Source organism: Actinosynnema sp. ALI-1.44, assembly GCF_001984155.1.
GTDB lineage: Bacteria > Actinomycetota > Actinomycetes > Mycobacteriales > Pseudonocardiaceae > Kibdelosporangium.
In genome coordinates, this window is sequence record NZ_MTQO01000046.1 from 284,284 (window position 1) to 298,325 (window position 14,042).

General features: G+C 69.7%; 19 protein-coding genes. 8 read left to right on the forward strand and 11 right to left on the reverse strand.

Annotated features, from left to right (window positions below; translation table 11 throughout):
* Nucleotides 1-19 precede the first annotated feature (19 nt).
* On the reverse strand, nucleotides 20-832 hold the full coding sequence (locus tag ALI144C_RS24155) for a helix-turn-helix domain-containing protein (RefSeq protein WP_076989405.1): 813 nt from the start codon (nucleotides 830-832) through the stop codon (nucleotides 20-22).
* A gap of 78 nt (nucleotides 833-910) precedes the next feature.
* On the opposite strand from ALI144C_RS24155, the gene ALI144C_RS24160 reads away from it, so the two are divergent.
* Complete coding sequence (locus ALI144C_RS24160; protein WP_076989613.1) at nucleotides 911-1,918, forward strand: aldo/keto reductase; 1,008 nt, start codon at nucleotides 911-913, stop codon at nucleotides 1,916-1,918.
* On the opposite strand, the gene ALI144C_RS24165 is transcribed toward ALI144C_RS24160, so the two are convergent.
* Nucleotides 1,896-2,465: a TetR/AcrR family transcriptional regulator gene (locus ALI144C_RS24165; RefSeq protein WP_076989406.1), complete on the reverse strand. Its 570-nt coding sequence runs from the start codon at nucleotides 2,463-2,465 to the stop codon at nucleotides 1,896-1,898. The genes ALI144C_RS24160 and ALI144C_RS24165 overlap by 23 nt on opposite strands.
* A gap of 64 nt (nucleotides 2,466-2,529) precedes the next feature.
* On the opposite strand from ALI144C_RS24165, the gene ALI144C_RS24170 reads away from it, so the two are divergent.
* Nucleotides 2,530-3,027 (forward strand): FBP domain-containing protein, encoded by a 498-nt coding sequence (locus tag ALI144C_RS24170; RefSeq protein ID WP_076989407.1) that lies wholly within the window; start codon nucleotides 2,530-2,532, stop codon nucleotides 3,025-3,027.
* On the opposite strand, the gene ALI144C_RS24175 is transcribed toward ALI144C_RS24170, so the two are convergent.
* From ALI144C_RS24175 to ALI144C_RS24185, 3 genes are read right to left on the reverse strand one after another with little or no spacing between them, the layout of a single operon-like run.
* Nucleotides 3,024-3,464, reverse strand: a complete 441-nt coding sequence (locus ALI144C_RS24175; protein ID WP_202819048.1) for a hypothetical protein — start codon at nucleotides 3,462-3,464, stop codon at nucleotides 3,024-3,026. The genes ALI144C_RS24170 and ALI144C_RS24175 overlap by 4 nt on opposite strands.
* The gene (locus ALI144C_RS24180; protein ID WP_076989408.1) at nucleotides 3,457-4,314 is read right to left on the reverse strand and encodes a cysteine peptidase family C39 domain-containing protein; all 858 of its coding nucleotides are present in this window, start codon (nucleotides 4,312-4,314) and stop codon (nucleotides 3,457-3,459) included. Before ALI144C_RS24180 ends, ALI144C_RS24175 begins: the two co-directional genes overlap by 8 nt.
* Nucleotides 4,311-5,099 (reverse strand): MerR family transcriptional regulator, encoded by a 789-nt coding sequence (locus ALI144C_RS24185; protein ID WP_076989409.1) that lies wholly within the window; start codon nucleotides 5,097-5,099, stop codon nucleotides 4,311-4,313. The genes ALI144C_RS24180 and ALI144C_RS24185 overlap by 4 nt, the downstream gene beginning before the upstream one ends.
* An 82-nt stretch (nucleotides 5,100-5,181) precedes the next feature.
* Between ALI144C_RS24185 and ALI144C_RS24190 the strand changes: the two genes are divergently transcribed.
* Nucleotides 5,182-6,120, forward strand: coding sequence for a zinc-binding dehydrogenase (locus ALI144C_RS24190; protein WP_076989410.1), 939 nt, complete (start codon nucleotides 5,182-5,184; stop codon nucleotides 6,118-6,120).
* Here the strand turns inward: ALI144C_RS24190 and ALI144C_RS24195 are convergent.
* On the reverse strand, nucleotides 6,109-6,399 hold the full coding sequence (locus tag ALI144C_RS24195; RefSeq protein ID WP_076989411.1) for a hypothetical protein: 291 nt from the start codon (nucleotides 6,397-6,399) through the stop codon (nucleotides 6,109-6,111). The genes ALI144C_RS24190 and ALI144C_RS24195 overlap by 12 nt on opposite strands.
* A gap of 124 nt (nucleotides 6,400-6,523) precedes the next feature.
* Here ALI144C_RS24195 and ALI144C_RS24200 point away from each other — a divergent pair, with 124 nt between their 5' ends.
* A complete protein-coding gene (locus ALI144C_RS24200) occupies nucleotides 6,524-7,144 on the forward strand; it encodes a DsbA family oxidoreductase (protein WP_076989412.1) in 621 nt (206 codons plus the stop codon).
* Here the strand turns inward: ALI144C_RS24200 and ALI144C_RS24205 are convergent.
* A complete protein-coding gene (locus ALI144C_RS24205) occupies nucleotides 7,141-8,328 on the reverse strand; it encodes an MFS transporter (protein WP_076989413.1) in 1,188 nt (395 codons plus the stop codon). The genes ALI144C_RS24200 and ALI144C_RS24205 overlap by 4 nt on opposite strands.
* A gap of 97 nt (nucleotides 8,329-8,425) precedes the next feature.
* On the opposite strand from ALI144C_RS24205, the gene ALI144C_RS24210 reads away from it, so the two are divergent.
* A complete protein-coding gene (locus tag ALI144C_RS24210; RefSeq protein ID WP_076989414.1) occupies nucleotides 8,426-9,202 on the forward strand; it encodes an alpha/beta hydrolase family protein in 777 nt (258 codons plus the stop codon).
* Between the two features lie 37 nt (nucleotides 9,203-9,239).
* Here the strand turns inward: ALI144C_RS24210 and ALI144C_RS24215 are convergent, their stop codons facing one another.
* Both ALI144C_RS24215 and ALI144C_RS24220 read right to left on the reverse strand, forming a co-directional pair.
* Nucleotides 9,240-10,259: a TetR/AcrR family transcriptional regulator gene (locus ALI144C_RS24215; protein WP_076989415.1), complete on the reverse strand. Its 1,020-nt coding sequence runs from the start codon at nucleotides 10,257-10,259 to the stop codon at nucleotides 9,240-9,242.
* Nucleotides 10,256-10,783: a GNAT family N-acetyltransferase gene (locus tag ALI144C_RS24220; RefSeq protein WP_193441222.1), complete on the reverse strand. Its 528-nt coding sequence runs from the start codon at nucleotides 10,781-10,783 to the stop codon at nucleotides 10,256-10,258. The genes ALI144C_RS24215 and ALI144C_RS24220 overlap by 4 nt, the downstream gene beginning before the upstream one ends.
* A 40-nt stretch (nucleotides 10,784-10,823) precedes the next feature.
* Here ALI144C_RS24220 and ALI144C_RS24225 point away from each other — a divergent pair, with 40 nt between their 5' ends.
* Nucleotides 10,824-11,384: a helix-turn-helix domain-containing protein gene (locus tag ALI144C_RS24225; RefSeq protein WP_076989416.1), complete on the forward strand. Its 561-nt coding sequence runs from the start codon at nucleotides 10,824-10,826 to the stop codon at nucleotides 11,382-11,384.
* A gap of 6 nt (nucleotides 11,385-11,390) precedes the next feature.
* Here ALI144C_RS24225 and ALI144C_RS24230 read toward each other — a convergent pair whose 3' ends face one another.
* Nucleotides 11,391-11,906, reverse strand: a complete 516-nt coding sequence (locus ALI144C_RS24230; protein WP_076989417.1) for a hypothetical protein — start codon at nucleotides 11,904-11,906, stop codon at nucleotides 11,391-11,393.
* An 89-nt stretch (nucleotides 11,907-11,995) separates the two neighbouring features.
* Here ALI144C_RS24230 and ALI144C_RS24235 point away from each other — a divergent pair, with 89 nt between their 5' ends.
* Together ALI144C_RS24235 and ALI144C_RS24240 are read left to right on the forward strand one after the other, a co-directional pair.
* Nucleotides 11,996-12,415 (forward strand): VOC family protein, encoded by a 420-nt coding sequence (locus ALI144C_RS24235; protein ID WP_076989418.1) that lies wholly within the window; start codon nucleotides 11,996-11,998, stop codon nucleotides 12,413-12,415.
* Nucleotides 12,416-12,457: 42 nt separating this feature from the next.
* Nucleotides 12,458-13,312 carry a pentapeptide repeat-containing protein gene (locus ALI144C_RS24240; protein WP_076989419.1) on the forward strand — a complete coding sequence of 285 codons (855 nt, stop codon included), beginning with the start codon at nucleotides 12,458-12,460 and terminating at the stop codon, nucleotides 13,310-13,312.
* Between the two features lie 6 nt (nucleotides 13,313-13,318).
* On the opposite strand, the gene ALI144C_RS24245 is transcribed toward ALI144C_RS24240, so the two are convergent.
* Nucleotides 13,319-14,023 carry a GbsR/MarR family transcriptional regulator gene (locus ALI144C_RS24245; protein WP_076989615.1) on the reverse strand — a complete coding sequence of 235 codons (705 nt, stop codon included), beginning with the start codon at nucleotides 14,021-14,023 and terminating at the stop codon, nucleotides 13,319-13,321.
* Nucleotides 14,024-14,042 lie beyond the last annotated feature (19 nt).

Below are 14,042 nucleotides of genomic sequence, written 5' to 3' on the forward strand. Positions count from 1 at the left end.
CCGGTGGTGGAAACGGACGCTACTGGAGAACGTCGTTGTGCAGGGTGAGCAGGTCGAGGGCGGTTGACGTGGCGTCGTCCGCCGGGAGGTAGACCGTCAGCCTTTGTTCGTCGACGTCGGGCAGGGCAAGGGTTTCGTACGCCAGCCGCAACTCCCCCACCCTCGGGTGCCGCCAGTGTTCGACGCCGGTGCGACTGGCGAGCATGGTGGACGAGTCGTAGCGCCTGCTGAACTCCGTGCCTCCGGCGACCTGGAGTTCCTGGGCCATGAACGCGGCGTAGGGGTCGCCGAGTGACGCGGCCGTGCGCAGGTCCGCGGCCCACTGGTCGGCGATGACGGCCCAGTCGGGGAACGTGTCGTGGGCGTGCGGTGAGGTGAACACGAACCACGCCATGTTCTCCGGCACCGGGTCGAGCAAGCGTGCGTAGCCCGTGGTGTGCGCTAGTACGTCGCCCACCTGGTTGGTGACTATCGCGGGGGTTGGCTCCAGTCGCGTGAGCATCGCTGTCACGGTCGAGCGGACGGTACGGGGAGGTGCTGTGGTGCCCTGACAGGCGGTACCGGTGTTGGCTTTCATCAACCGGTGCAGGTAGACGCGTTCGTCGACGGTCAGGCGCAGTGCGTCGGCCAGCGCGCCGAGGATCTCGCTGGAGGGATTGCGGTCTCGGCCTTGTTCCAGGCGTGTCAGGTACTCGACGCTGATGCCCGCCAGGGTGGCCAGTTCCGCCCTGCGCAGGCCGGGTGTGCGGCGGCGCGGACTGTCGGGCAGACCCGCGTCCGCCGGTGCGATCGACTCGCGCCGTGCCCGCAGGAACGCACCCAACTCGGTCATGACCTGCAGCGTAGCCCTCGTGGGGCCACCCTTGTCGCGGTCTCCCTCGACGGCCGGCGTCTCGGCAGGCTCATGGCCATGCGTTATCGACTGTTGGGCCGCACCGGGTTGCGGATTTCGGAGCTGTTCTTCGGCGCCATGACGTTCTACGAGCGCGGCGGTGAGCGGACGTTCCACGCGATGCTGGACGCCTACCTCGACGCGGGTGGCAACGTGATCGACACGGCGTCGGCGTACGGCGAGAGCGAGTCGATCCTCGGTGAGATGCTGGGCGACCGGCGCGACAGCCTGGTGCTGGCGACGAAGTACACGCTCTCGCGTGACCAGAACGACCCGAACGCGTCGGGCAACCACCGTAAGAACATGGTGCTCACGTTGGAGCAGAGCCTGCGGCGGCTGCGTACCGACTACATCGACCTGTACTGGGTGCACTGCTGGGACCGGCACACGCCGATCGAGGAGACCATGCGTGTGCTCGACGACGCGGTGCGGGCGGGCAAGATCCGCTACGTCGGGATCTCCAATGCTCCGGCGTGGCTGGTCAGCCGGGCCAACACGGTGGCCGAGTGGCGTGGGTGGAGCGCGTTCGCGGGGCTTCAGGTGCCGTACAACCTGCTGCGGCGGGACATCGAACGTGACCTGCTGCCCATGGCGCAGGCGTCAGGTGTCACCGTGGCGGCGTACGCGCCACTGGCGCAGGGCAAGTTGGCGGGCAGACTCACGGGCGGCGGCGCGGCGGGCTCCGGTCAGCGGCTCGACGTCGAGGCCGTGAGCACTCAGGAACAGGCGGTGGCGCGAGAGGTCCAAACCGTCGCCGACGAGCTCGGCGTGTCACCCGCGCAGGTCGCGCTGGCCTGGTTGTGGCATCGATCGCCGATCGTGCACCCGATCATCGGTGCGTCCAGCGTCGAGCAGGTCAAGGACAACCTCGGTGCTGTCGGGGTGTCGATCAGCGAGGACGCGATGCGCCGGTTGGCCGCGGCGACGGGCTTCGTGCGGGGCTACCCGCAGGACGACATCGCGGAGGAAGAGGAGCATCCGTTCGTGTACGGCACGAAACGGGTCACTCCGGTGGCCAGTTCCTGAGCGTGACGTCGAGCGCGTCCAGGGTGCGTGACCACGAGACGCTGGTCTCGCGGGGCGTGTGGCTGAACGCGCCCGCCATCTCCAGGGTGACGTATCCGTGGAACGTGCCGGCCAGCATCCGGATCGCGTCGGTCTGGGCGGGTTCGGGCAGGCCGTAGCCACGCAGGATCGCGCGGTTCATCTCCGAGTGCCGCCGGGCCGCGCTGGCTTCGGCAGCCTCCGGGCGCAACGGCAGTTGAGCGGCGGCGTAGCGGCCGGGGTGCAGCTTGGCGTACGTGCGGTAGGTGTTGGCGAACGCCACCAGCGCGTCCTTGCCCGCACGACCGGCCAGCGCGTCGGCGGCCAGGTCGGCCATTTCGCCCAGTGCGAGCATGGCGACGCGTTCCTTGAGGTCCTGGGCGTTCTTGACGTGCGAGTACAGGCTCGCGTCCTTGACGCCGAAGCGGCGGGCCAGCGCCGAGACGGTCACCTTGTCGAACCCGATCTCGTCCGCGAGCTCCGCCGCCGCCTGGACCAGGCGGTCTGCTGTCAGTCCGGCACGTGCCATGGATCACCTCCCTAGGTACATTAATTATTTGCCTAATACCCCTAGGAAATCTACCGTCGTAAGCATGAGACCAGTCACCGACCCCGAGATCCGCGCCTCGTTCGTCAACTGCACCAAGGGCGAGGCGAAGCGGCTGGCCGTGCCCAGGGACCTGGCCGACCGCCCGTGGGATGACCTGGACTTCTTCGGCTGGCAGGACCAGGCCGCGCCGGACCGCGCCTACCTGATCGCCCCGGAGGGCGACGGGTTCGTCGGGGTGGCGCTGCGCCGAGCCGCGCCAGGGTCGGCCGGATTCGTGCGCCGGTCCATGTGCTCGCTCTGCCTGACCACGCACACCGGCGGCGGAGTCTCGCTGATGACCGGCCGCAAGGCGGGCAAGAGCGGCCAGCAGGGCAACTCCGTGGGCGCATACATGTGCGCCGACCTGGCGTGTTCGCTGTACCTGCGTGGCAAGAAGGACGCCGGGCAGGCGGGGCAGATGAAGGAGTCGATCTCGCTCGAGGCCAGCGTGGAGCGGATGATGGCCAACGTCACGGCGTTCCTGGCCAAGGTCCGTGCCTAGGTCTGTGTCTGGGTCTGCGCCAGGAACACGTACTCACGGCCGGGGCGGTCGGGGGCGTCGCGGACCTCGCTGACGCGAAAGCCGTGTGCGACGAGGTCCGCTTCGATCTCGTCGCGGTCACGGAACCGCAACGTCGAGTCGGACAGCAGCCGCTCGCCGTCGGCGAAGACGTACGTCCTGCGGAAGGTCACCAGCGGCAGGCTGACGTCGAGAACCTCGACCCAGTTCTCGACATCGCCGACGCCGTCGATGGACGAGACGCGATGCGACGCCGCGCGCGTCCACTCCAGCCACGCCCGCCGGGCGGGCACCCGTGTCTCGAACACGAAGCGCCCGCCAGGGCGCAGTGCGGCGTGGGCGCCTCGCAACGTCCGCGCCCACTGCTGTGGGTCCACAATGGCCTGTGCGACGTTGGCCGTCATGGTCTCGTCAGCCACGCACGCGAACGTACTCAGCCTCCAGCACGTCACGCAGCCGGTTATAGGTCGGCGACAGGCGCCGCAGCCCGTCGGCCACGGCCAGGTCGTCGTCGTTGAGCAGCGGGTACTGCAGCCCGCCGACCAGCCGGGCCTGCTCGTCGAGCACCCGGGCGGATTCGGTCAGGCCCAGTGCGGCCAGGTTCGCCGAGGCGTCGGCGAGGCGCCGCGTCCCCACCCGGATGCCGAAGTGCGCCCACAGCGTCCGGGTGTCGGCGTCGAAGGACCGTGACGCCATCTCGAGCACGGCGTCGCTCGCGCCGTCCAGCCAGCGGATCGCCTGCGGCACGGACGCCCACAAAGCGTCCACTTCGGACACCGCACGGTCCCGGACGAACTTCGACCGCAGCACGAACGACTCGGTGCTGTACGTGACAGCTTTGCCTTCCCACGCCGCAACGAACTGCGCGATCGGCAGGGTCGCGTACGGGTGACTTTCCGGGTCGTGCAGGAGCACCACGTCGTCGGTCACCTCGAGCACGACGACGTAGTGGTCACCGGCGCCCGCTGTCTGGTACGACAACAGCCCCATGTCGAGCGGTCCCGCCATCGCCGGGGAGTCCAGCGCACGCAGCCGGGCCACGGGGTCTCCCCCGGTTTCCCGTTCGCACCGCCAGCCCAGTAACGACAACGCGTTGTCCACACCGATTTCCGGGTGCCAGCCGCACGGGTCGAAGTACGGCAGTGCCCCCTCGATCTGCGCCCCGAACGGCGAACCGGTCAGCGTCTCGACCACCGCGGGGGTGGCGCCGGTCAGCATCGCCACGCTGTTGGAGTAGCAGTACGGCCCTGATCCGATGTATGCGGTCATGCCAGCGGCGCCTGGAGTTCGGTGACCCACTCGGCGCGGTCTTCGGGCACTGCCAGCGACAGTTCCCTGGGCAGTTCGGTGGTCGTGTACCCGTTGTCCTCGATCCAGCGGATCAGCGCCTGCGAGGTCGGCAGCACGTCGTCCAGGTCGCCGTGGTGCACGATCGTGGCGGCGCGTGCCACCGCGGGCAGGTCCACCATCGTGGTGCCGGGCACGTCGGCGGCGACCGGGAAGCCCGCGTGCACTTCGATCCTGCCGTCGGGCAGTTCCTTGTAGCGCGACAGCCCCGGGCCGATCGGCTGGGTGACGAGCTCGCACAGTGCCACGTACAGCGGCCCGATGACGGGGCCGATGTCCTGTGGTTCGAAGCTGGCAGCCTCGGTGACGAGCTCGGCCAGCCGCAACGCGGGCAAGCTCTTGATCACGATTTCCTCGGCCATCGTTCCCTCGGTCTCGATACTGCGGAGCCTCGCCTCGACCCGGGCCAGCCGTGCGGCTGTCTCGGTGACCGCAGTGTGCAGTTCCATCTGTCGCAGCCGCAGCATGCCGCGCATTTCCTGGGCACTGATCCGCTCGTCGAGCATCGTGGCCACCTGCTGCAGGCTGAAGCCGAGATCCTTCAACGCGATGATCCGGTTGAGCCGGGTCAACTGCTCGGCCGCGTAGTAGCGGTAGTTGCTGGACTGGTCGACGTGCGCGGGGCGCAGCAGGCCGATGGCGTCGTAGTGCCGCAACATCCGCACCGACACACGGCCGTGCTTGGCGAAGTCTCCAATGCTGAACATGACGACTCCCAGTACAGGCCCTCACACAGTGAGAGGGTCAAGGGTTGACCTCAGCCTCGGTTGAGGTTGCAGGCTGAACGGTATGCACGCAGTTGTTCTCCATTCGTTCGGCCCCGCCGAGAACCTGAAGTACGAGACCGTCCCCGACCCGGTGCCCGGTCCCGGTGAGGTCCGGATCGCGATCAAGGCCGCCGGTGTCCACTACATCGAGACGGTGATGCGCCAGGGCAAGGTCAGCGGCATGTCGCCGCCGTTGCCCGAACTGCCGTCGATCTTCGGTGGTGAGGTGGCCGGGGTGGTGGACATGCTCGGCCCGGAGGTCGACACCGAGTGGCTCGGCCGGGAGGTCGTGGTCGCGCGCAGCTCGCCGGGCGGGTACGCGGAGTTCACGGTCGCGCCCGTGGCGAACGTGCACCGGATCCCCGCCGGGCTCGGGTTCGAGGCCGCCGCCGCGATGATCATCACGGGCAACACCGCACTGGGGTTCCTGCACATCGCCCAGCCGACCGCGGGCGACACCGTGTTGGTGACCTCGGCCGCCGGGGGGATTGGACGACTGGTGGTGCAGTACCTGCGGGATCTGGGCGCGAAGGTGATCGGGGCCGCGGGTGGTCCGGCGAAGGTCGCGGCGGTGCGGGAGTTGGGTGTCGACGCGGTGGACTACAACGAACCGGGCTGGGAGCAGGCCGTGCACGGCGTGACGCTGGTGCTCGACGGGGTGGGCGGCGAACTGGGCAAGCTGGCCTACGACCGGATCGTCGACGGTGGCCGGTTCGTGTCGATCGGCAACGCCGCGCAGCAGGAGTTCGCGCAGGACAACCCGAACGTCACGGCGGTCGACGCGCTGGGGACGATGCTGCAGGCGCCCGGCAAGTACGACTTCGAGGCCGAGGCGCTCGCGGCAGCGGGCGAGGGCAAGCTCGTGCCCGCCGTGCAGAGCTTCCCGCTCGCCGAGGCCGCCGCGGCCCACGCGGCGCTGGAGACCAGGGCGACCACGGGCAAGGTCCTGCTAGTTCCGTGAGGCCTCGGCGACGACGACGCTGTCCACGCCGTGGCTGGTGCTGTCGGGATCGCTGAACCAGCGGCCGCCGTGGCCGAGATACCGGAACCGGGTCTCGGTCCCGGCGGGCGCGGTCCAGGACACCGACCGGGTTCCGTTGGACCGCTTGCCGAGGACGTGCAGGCCGGGTGTCCAGTCGTTGAAGCAGCCAACGACGCTGACCGGCCCGTCGTGCACGTCCGCGGGCAGCACCCAGGTCACGGTCACCATGCCGTTCTTCTGCCGACGCGTTCTGATCACGGCCTCCAGCGAAGCACACGCCCCTGATGCCCGATCGGGTTACCTGCGTGCTCACGCTGGGTTGACCGACTTACCTTCGAGTGCGTACTCCCCCGTCCGCCCGGAACTTCGTAAACTGACGAACGTGCGTGTGGAGATCTGGAGCGACGTCGTCTGCCCGTGGTGCTACATCGGCAAGGCCCGGTTCGAGGCGGCGCTGGCCGGTTTCGAGCACCGGGACGAGGTCGAGGTGGTCTACCGGTCGTTCGAACTGGACCCCGGCCGGGAGGGCGTCGAGCCGATCGAGCAGATGCTGACCGCACGCTACGGCCCGCAGGCCGCGGAGATGGAGCAGCGGGTCGCCGCGCTGGCCGAGGCCGAGGGGCTCGGCTATCGCACCGACCGCGAGGTGGGAAACACGTTCGACCTGCATCGCGTGCTGCACCTGGCCAGGGCCAAGGGCGTGGAGAACGAGGTGCTCAACGCGGTGTTCGACGCGAACTTCGCCCAGGCGCGGCCGATCTTCACCGCCGCCGACACCGTGGTCGACGTCGCGGTGGCGGCGGGGTTGGACAAGGCGGACGTTCAGCGGGTGCTCGACGACCCGACGCTGTACGCCGAGGAGGTCCGAGCCGAGCAGCGGGAAGCGGCGCAGTTGGGCGCGCGGGCCGTGCCGTTCTTCGTGCTGGACCGCAAGGTCGGTGTCTCGGGCGGCCAGTCGGTGGACGTGTTCGCTCAGGCGCTGCGCCAAGCGTGGGATGCCTAGTCGCGGAACGTCACCACGCTGACAACGGCGGCGGCCAGCAGCATCGGCACACCGAGCAACATCACCGCGTGCAGGCCGAGGGTGCTGGCCACGACGCCGCCGGCGAGCGCGCCCAGCATCGACGAGACCATGGTCATCGTGCGGGCGGTGCTGGTGACGCGGCCGAGCATGTCCTCGGGTGTGTTCTTCTGACGCTGCGTCAGGCTGATCACGTTCCAGACGCCGAACGCGAAGCTGCCCAGCGCCAGACCGGCCACCGTGGCCGCGGTGGAACTGGTCAGCCCGAGCAGCACCTGGCCGACCGCGGCCACCAGCAGCGAAGCGGCGAGGGTTCTCCCAGGTCCCAGCAGGCGGCCGAGGCGTGCGGCTGAGGCGCCACCGGCGAGTCCGCCGCACGCGCCGACAGCGAGCATGAGGCCGTAGCCCGCAGCGGGCAGCGCCAGGACCTGGGTCACGTACAGCACGAGGACGGCGAACCATGCGCTGTCCACGAACGAGAACACGCTGGCGAGCGCGACGAGGGTACGCAACCGGCGGTGCCCGGCCAGCCAGCGCAGTCCGGCGCCGGTATCGGCGAGGATCCTGGTCCGGCCGGGTGCGGAGCGGGGCGCGAAGATGGCCGGCAGGGCGAGGATCAGCACGACCGCGACGGCGAGGGTGCCACCGTTCACCGCGAACGGCACGACCAGTGCGATCCCGACGAGGTAGCTCCCCAGCGGCGGGCCGATCAGCTCGTTGCCCGCGATCTCGGCGTTGATCAGTTTGCCGTTCGCGCGGTCGAGGTCGTCGCGGTTCACCAGCGGCGGCAGCAAGGTGGACGCGGCCGTGTCGCGGAGTGTCTCGCCGATCCCGCACCCGAACGCGACCAGGTAGATCAGCGGGAGCCCGACCACGTTCGCGGCCACCGCGGCGACGAGAACCGCCAGCAACACGACACGGGCGACGTCGACCACGGCCACCAGGCGCCGCCGGTCGACCCGGTCCACGACCGCGCCGGCCGTCAGCCCGAACAGCAGCCATGGCAGTTGCCCGGCGACGGCGACGCCCGCGATGAGCGTGGGGTTGGTCGTGATGGTGATGGCCAGCAACGGCAACGCGGCCTGCCGGATGCCGTCGCCCAGATTGGCCAGTGCGGTCGCCGACCACAACCGTCGATAAGCCGGCCCCAATGACGCGGTTGCCATGAAAACCCCCTGTGCGACCACCTTAACGCGCGTAGTCACTTTCCCGGACGGGCAAACATCGCGTTCCCGGCCGTGGAGCGCTCGCACACTGGAGTGCATGCCTGACTTGCGCTACGACTCGGCCGCCCCGCTCAACGACACCACTGAACGGCTGGCCGTCCGTCCCGGTGCGACGATCTCCCGCTGCTCGTTCGACAACGCCGAAGGCGCGCGGGTGACCGGCTACCTGGTCGAGCCGGACGGTCCGCCTGCCGCGGGCGTGGTCTACATGCACACCACCAGCGGCGCGGAGGGGTTCCTGCCGGAGGCGGTCGCCCTGGCCAGGTCGGGCGGGATCGGGTTGTGCCTGCGGTTCCAGTACGTCGACGACCAGGTCGCGGCGATCCGCCGGTCGGTGTTCGCGCTGCGCCGGGGCGCGGATCTGCTGCTGGGCCGCACGGACCGGATCGCGGGTGTCGGGCACAGCGGCGGGGCGATGATGATGGCGGTGGTGGCGGGGATCGACCGGCGGTTCGAGTGTTTCGTGCTCGAAGTGCCGATGGCGGGCCTGACACACCACTGGCGCCACAGCGGCCATCCGCAGATCACCAGGATGCGGGCGTCGATTCCGCCGGAGTTGTTCGAGCAGACGCTGACCGCGATGGCGCCGTACGACGCCGAGCATTTCATCGGGCGTGTGCGGGTTCCGGTGTTGTACCAGTTCGCGCGGTTCGACATCGGTGTGACAGCGGCGGAGTCCGAGGAGTTCTACGCGATGGCGCCACAACCCAAACAGCAGCGGTGGTACGACTCGGGGCACGTGATCAACGACGTGGCCGCGTATGCCGACCGGGCGGCGTTCTTGGCCGCGCACCTGCCGATCACGGTGGGTTGAGTTCGGCCAGTGCCGTGCTGACCCACGCCGCCGCAGGTCACCGGCGTCCGGTCCTCGATCTCACTGTGCGCACGGTGGCGGCCGCGTGGCAGGCGCCGAAGCCGTCGGCGCGCAGCACGACCTGGCCGGACTCGACGCGCAACGCGGTCTCGGTCATGTCGGTGACGGTGTCGATGCCAGCGGCGGCGGTGTACGTGCTGGTGTCGTCGAGCACGATCCGCAGCCGTGGTCGTGCCGAGGCCGGGGCGGCGTTGCGCAGCAGCCCGGCGAAGTCGGTGATCACCAGTCGTGCCAACGGGATCAGCTCAACCGGGTCGGCCGTGACGAGCACGAGCGTGACCTCGGTCCCGGCGCGTAGCGCCTCCTCCACGGCTGACAGCCGGTGCAGCCCGAGGATGGCCACGATCCCGTCCTCGCCGAGGGGCCAGGGAGAGGACGCGGTTCGCACGTCGGGGTTCGTGTGGGGCGTGAGCCAGGTGTCGTCGAAGTCAGCGTCCGCGAGCTGTTCGCAGGCGGTGACCACGGTGAACGGCTCGCCGAACCCGGGCGCGGCGGCGGCGAGCTGGCCTGCGCCGTGCAGGGTGGTGAGGACGGTCTGCGCGCGCCGGACCTCACGGGTGCCGGGGCGCAGGTTCTCCAGGGTCAGGCCGAGTTGGATGGCGCAGAGCCACATCAGTTGGGCGAAGGGTTTCTGGACGCGGTCGTCGGCGACGATCTCGGGCATCAGGTGCACGCCGAGCCGGGCCTGGGGGTCGGTGGCCATCGGCAACCGGGTGACCCAGGCACGAGCCAGCGTGCCGAGAACGTCGCGTGGCGTCGTGGGGGTGCCGGGGTGTTCGGGACCGTGCTGGGCCGCGGTGGTCTCGGCGAGGACGGCGAAGTAGAGCGCGCGTTTGCCGGGGAAGTTGGAGTACACCGCGCCGCGGGTCAGCTCGGCGCGGGCGGCGATCTCGTCGATCTTGGCGTCCCGGAACCCGCGCTCGGCGAATTCGTCACGCGCGGCGGCGAGTACTTTGGCGCGGGTTCGTTCTTGCGCCTCCGCACGCGTCAGTCTCATGCGAGCACGATATCGCCGGGCGGGTCGTCGGTACTTCCGATGGCGCGTTGGGCCCATGCGACGTCGCGCCAGGCGCCGTGCTTCCACCCGATGCGCTCGTATGTGCCGACGGTGGTGAACCCCATCGCTCGGTGCAGGCCGACGCTGGCGTCGTTGGGCAGCGTCATGCCCGCGGCCACGGTCCGGTAGCCGCGCTGCGCGAGTCGCTCCAGCAACGCGGTGTACAGCGTGCGGCCGCCGCCGGTACGTCGTCGGCCGCGTTCCAGATACACGCTGACCTCACATGACCACCGATACGCCTCGCGGGCTTTGAACGGTCCGCCATAGGCGTAGCCGATCACTGTGCCGTCGTCGTCTTCCAGGATCAACCACGCGTGGGTACTGGTCGCGGCCGTGATCCGGACGGCCATCTCCTCGGCTGCCGGGGGTTCGGTTTCGAATGTGATCGCTGTGTCGGTGACGTACGGGGCGTAGATCGCCGCGCACGCCACCGCGTCGAGTTCGGTCGCGTCGCGCACCTTCATGGCTCTTATAGTAGCTGTTTCTGACGCTATAGTGACAGCCATGGATGATCTCGCGGTGTCGCTGGCCGACACGCTGCGCGCCGCCCGCGAAGCCCGTGACCTGTCGGTGAACGCTCTGGCCGCCCGATCGAATGTGTCACGGGCGATGATCGCGAAGATCGAGCGGGGCGAGGCGCAGCCGACCGCTGTGCTGCTCGGCAGGCTGGCCGCGGCGCTGGGGATGACGTTGTCGTCGTTGATCGCCCGAGCCGAGGCCAACACGTCCCGGCTGCGCCGGGCCGCTGACCAGCCGGTGTGGACCGACCCGGAGACGGGGTACCGCCGCCGCGCGGTGTCCCCGGACGCGGGCGGCCCGCTGGAACTGGTGGAGGTCGAACTGCCCGCGGGGGCCGTGGTGTCGTACCCGGCGGAGTTGTACACCTACAAGCACCAGCAGATCTGGGTGTTGTCGGGGCGGTTGCGGTTACGGGAGGGCGATGTCGAGCACGACCTGGGGCCTGGTGACTGTCTGCAGATGGGGCCGCCGGAACCGAGTTCGTTCGTCAACCCCACCACCGAGAGCTGCCGCTACCTGGTGATCATCAGCAAACGCCCCGGTTAGTCCGGATCACAGCCATGCCGCGCACACCTGCGTGGCGATGTCGGTGATGGTCCGCCCGTCGGTGTCGATCCTGATGGTGCCGTGCGGGGCGTTCTCGTCGAGGTGGCGGGCCATGAACGCGCTGCGTTCGATGTGGCGTTCGAGCTGGGAGCCGATCTCGCGTCGGGCGAGGCGTTCACGCACGGTGTCGTGGCCGGCGGTGAGCAGGACGCGGGTGACGACGGTGGCCGGGTCGCCCATCGCGCGGATGACCAGCGGGGCGTCCAGGATGCTGACGGTGTTGGTGTAGATCAGCCGCCGCTGGCCCAGTTCGGCGTAGTTGGCCCAGATCGCCGCGAGGTTGCGTTCGGTGATCGCGGCGCGGTGCGGGTCGCCGGGCGGGGCCGGGTGGATCTGGTCCATGATGTCACCTTCGACCAGACAGTGCGGCACGTCGCGTGCTTGCAGCTGCGCGGAGACCTCCCAGCCGACCGTCGATTTGCCGACGCCCGCGGGACCGCCGATGAGCAGTACCTGGTACACCGGCCGAACTGTCCCAGCTCCCGCTCCCCTTCGGCATCCCGTTTTCGTTTAGGACGTGGTCTGGCCGTTATTGCCGAGAGGCTTCCGGCATGACCACACAGACAGTGTTGAGCGCGTATTTCGGCTACCGCGATGCCGTGCAGGCCATCGACTGGCTGGGCAAGGCCCTCGGGTTCGAGCCGACCATGCAGTTCCCGGACGAGCATGGCGGGATCATGCACGCGGAACTGCGTCTCGGGGACGCGGCGATCGTGGTGTTCAGCGACCGCGACGGCTACGAGCGGGCGCCTCGCCGGGGCGACACCGCAGGACACGGCCTGTACTTGTCGGTCGACAGCGAGGAGACAGTGGACCGGATCTACCAGCAGGCCGTCGCCGAAGGCGCGACGACGATCTGGGCGGCGGGGCGTTCGGAGTGGAACTACCGGTTCCGGGTGGCCGACCCGGAAGGCTTCGAATGGACCGTCGGTACCTACCGCTTCGGTGAGCCGCAGCCGGAGTGGAGCTAACCTTTCGCGATGTCAGCGCCACCAGCCAGTTGAGGGAGACCCGTGCCAGAGGAACTGCGAGCCGACTGTTCCCGGTGCTTCGGGTTGTGCTGTGTGGCGCTGCCGTTCGCGGCCTCGGCGGACTTCGCGGTCAGCAAGGACGCCGGGGAGCCGTGCCGCAACCTGTTGGTGGACTTCCGGTGCGGAATCCATGACTCGTTGCGGGACCGGGGCTTCCCGGGGTGCACGGTGTTCGACTGTTTCGGCGCGGGCCAGAAGGTCTCCCAGGTGACGTTCGCCGGGCGGGACTGGCGTGCCGAGCCGGGCAGCGCCGGGCGGATGTTCCGGGTGTTCCCGGCGATGCGGCAGCTGCACGAGTTGCTGTGGTACCTCACCGAGGCGTTGCGGCTGCCGCCCGCCCGCGAACTGCGCGACCAGCTCGCCGCGCTGCTGGAGGAGACCGAGAAGCTCACGCACGGCGGCGCGGAGTCGATCGTCGAGCTGGATCTGGCGGCCCACCGGGACAAGGTCAACGCGCTGCTGCTGCGCACGAGTGAGCTGGTCCGCGCCGGGACCGGTGGACGGGACCGGCGTGGCGCGGATCTGATCGGCGGCAAGCTGCGGGGCGCCGACCTGCGCGGCGCGAGCCTGCGCGGGGCGTTGCTGATCGGTGCCGACCTGCGTGGCGCGGACCTGCGCCTGGCGGACCTGATCGGCGCCGACCTGCGGGACGCGGACCTGTCGGGCGCGGATCTGACCGGGAGCATCTTCCTGACCCAGGCGCAGGTCAACGCCGCGCGCGGGGATTCGGCGACCCGGCTGCCGCCGTCGCTGACGCGCCCGGCGCACTGGAACCGCAAGCCCAGTGGGAAACGCGCGCCGACGGGGAAACGCGGCTCGGGCCGGAGACGGTCGTAGGTCGTGTCACTCGTCGACGTACACCTGGCGCCAGTGCTTGGCTGAGCGGACCACGTCGTCGCTGACGCGCTGCATGAACTGGCTCACGGTCCTCAGGCGGACACCGGCGGGGGTGGCGGCGCCGAGCCTGAGGGCACTGGTCGCGCAGGCGGCGGCGATCTGGGCGTCGACGCGGGCGCTGGCCATGGTGGCCTGGAACCAGACGTCGGCGTCGACGACGTAGCGGTCCGCGCGGCGGCGGGGGTCGCGTTCCCGTTTGATGAGCTCGATCGACTCCAGGTAGCCGACGGCCTTGGAGATGGAGGCGGCGCTGACGTTCAGGCGTTGCACGAGCTGGGCCGAGGTGAGGCTGCCGCTGTCGGTGGTGAACAACGCGGCGAGCACCCTGGCCATCATTCGCGGGAGCCCGGTCTGGACGAACAGGTCGGCGATGTGGGCGGCCACCCCGTTCACGACGCGCCGGTCACGTCCACCGAGGTGGGGGCTTGCCGGTGACGGCACGGCGGGCGCGCCCTGGCGCACGTGGTGTGTGCTGGCCCGGTGGGCCTGGCCCGCGTGGTAGTCGGCCGGACCGCCGTGGCGCATCACCTCGCGGGTGACGGTCGAGGTCGGGCGTCCGATCTCGCGTCCGATCGCAGCGTAGGTCAGCCCTTCCCGCAGCCCGGCGGCGATCCGCCGCCTGTCCTGCTGGGTCAACCGTTCTCCAGCCATCTGTGTCACCGGCCTGTCG

Coding starts and splice junctions, on each gene's coding strand:
- ALI144C_RS24155 (WP_076989405.1), bottom strand. CDS start 832: ATGACCGAGTTGGGTGCGTTCCTGCGGGCACGGCGCGAGTCGATCGCA.
- ALI144C_RS24165 (WP_076989406.1), bottom strand. CDS start 2,465: ATGGCACGTGCCGGACTGACAGCAGACCGCCTGGTCCAGGCGGCGGCG.
- ALI144C_RS24160 (WP_076989613.1), top strand. CDS start 911: ATGCGTTATCGACTGTTGGGCCGCACCGGGTTGCGGATTTCGGAGCTG.
- ALI144C_RS24245 (WP_076989615.1), bottom strand. CDS start 14,023: ATGGCTGGAGAACGGTTGACCCAGCAGGACAGGCGGCGGATCGCCGCC.
- ALI144C_RS24205 (WP_076989413.1), bottom strand. CDS start 8,328: ATGGCAACCGCGTCATTGGGGCCGGCTTATCGACGGTTGTGGTCGGCG.
- ALI144C_RS24180 (WP_076989408.1), bottom strand. CDS start 4,314: ATGACCGCATACATCGGATCAGGGCCGTACTGCTACTCCAACAGCGTG.
- ALI144C_RS24190 (WP_076989410.1), top strand. CDS start 5,182: ATGCACGCAGTTGTTCTCCATTCGTTCGGCCCCGCCGAGAACCTGAAG.
- ALI144C_RS24210 (WP_076989414.1), top strand. CDS start 8,426: ATGCCTGACTTGCGCTACGACTCGGCCGCCCCGCTCAACGACACCACT.
- ALI144C_RS24215 (WP_076989415.1), bottom strand. CDS start 10,259: ATGAGACTGACGCGTGCGGAGGCGCAAGAACGAACCCGCGCCAAAGTA.
- ALI144C_RS24170 (WP_076989407.1), top strand. CDS start 2,530: ATGAGACCAGTCACCGACCCCGAGATCCGCGCCTCGTTCGTCAACTGC.
- ALI144C_RS24185 (WP_076989409.1), bottom strand. CDS start 5,099: ATGTTCAGCATTGGAGACTTCGCCAAGCACGGCCGTGTGTCGGTGCGG.
- ALI144C_RS24220 (WP_193441222.1), bottom strand. CDS start 10,783: ATGAAGGTGCGCGACGCGACCGAACTCGACGCGGTGGCGTGCGCGGCG.
- ALI144C_RS24235 (WP_076989418.1), top strand. CDS start 11,996: ATGACCACACAGACAGTGTTGAGCGCGTATTTCGGCTACCGCGATGCC.
- ALI144C_RS24225 (WP_076989416.1), top strand. CDS start 10,824: ATGGATGATCTCGCGGTGTCGCTGGCCGACACGCTGCGCGCCGCCCGC.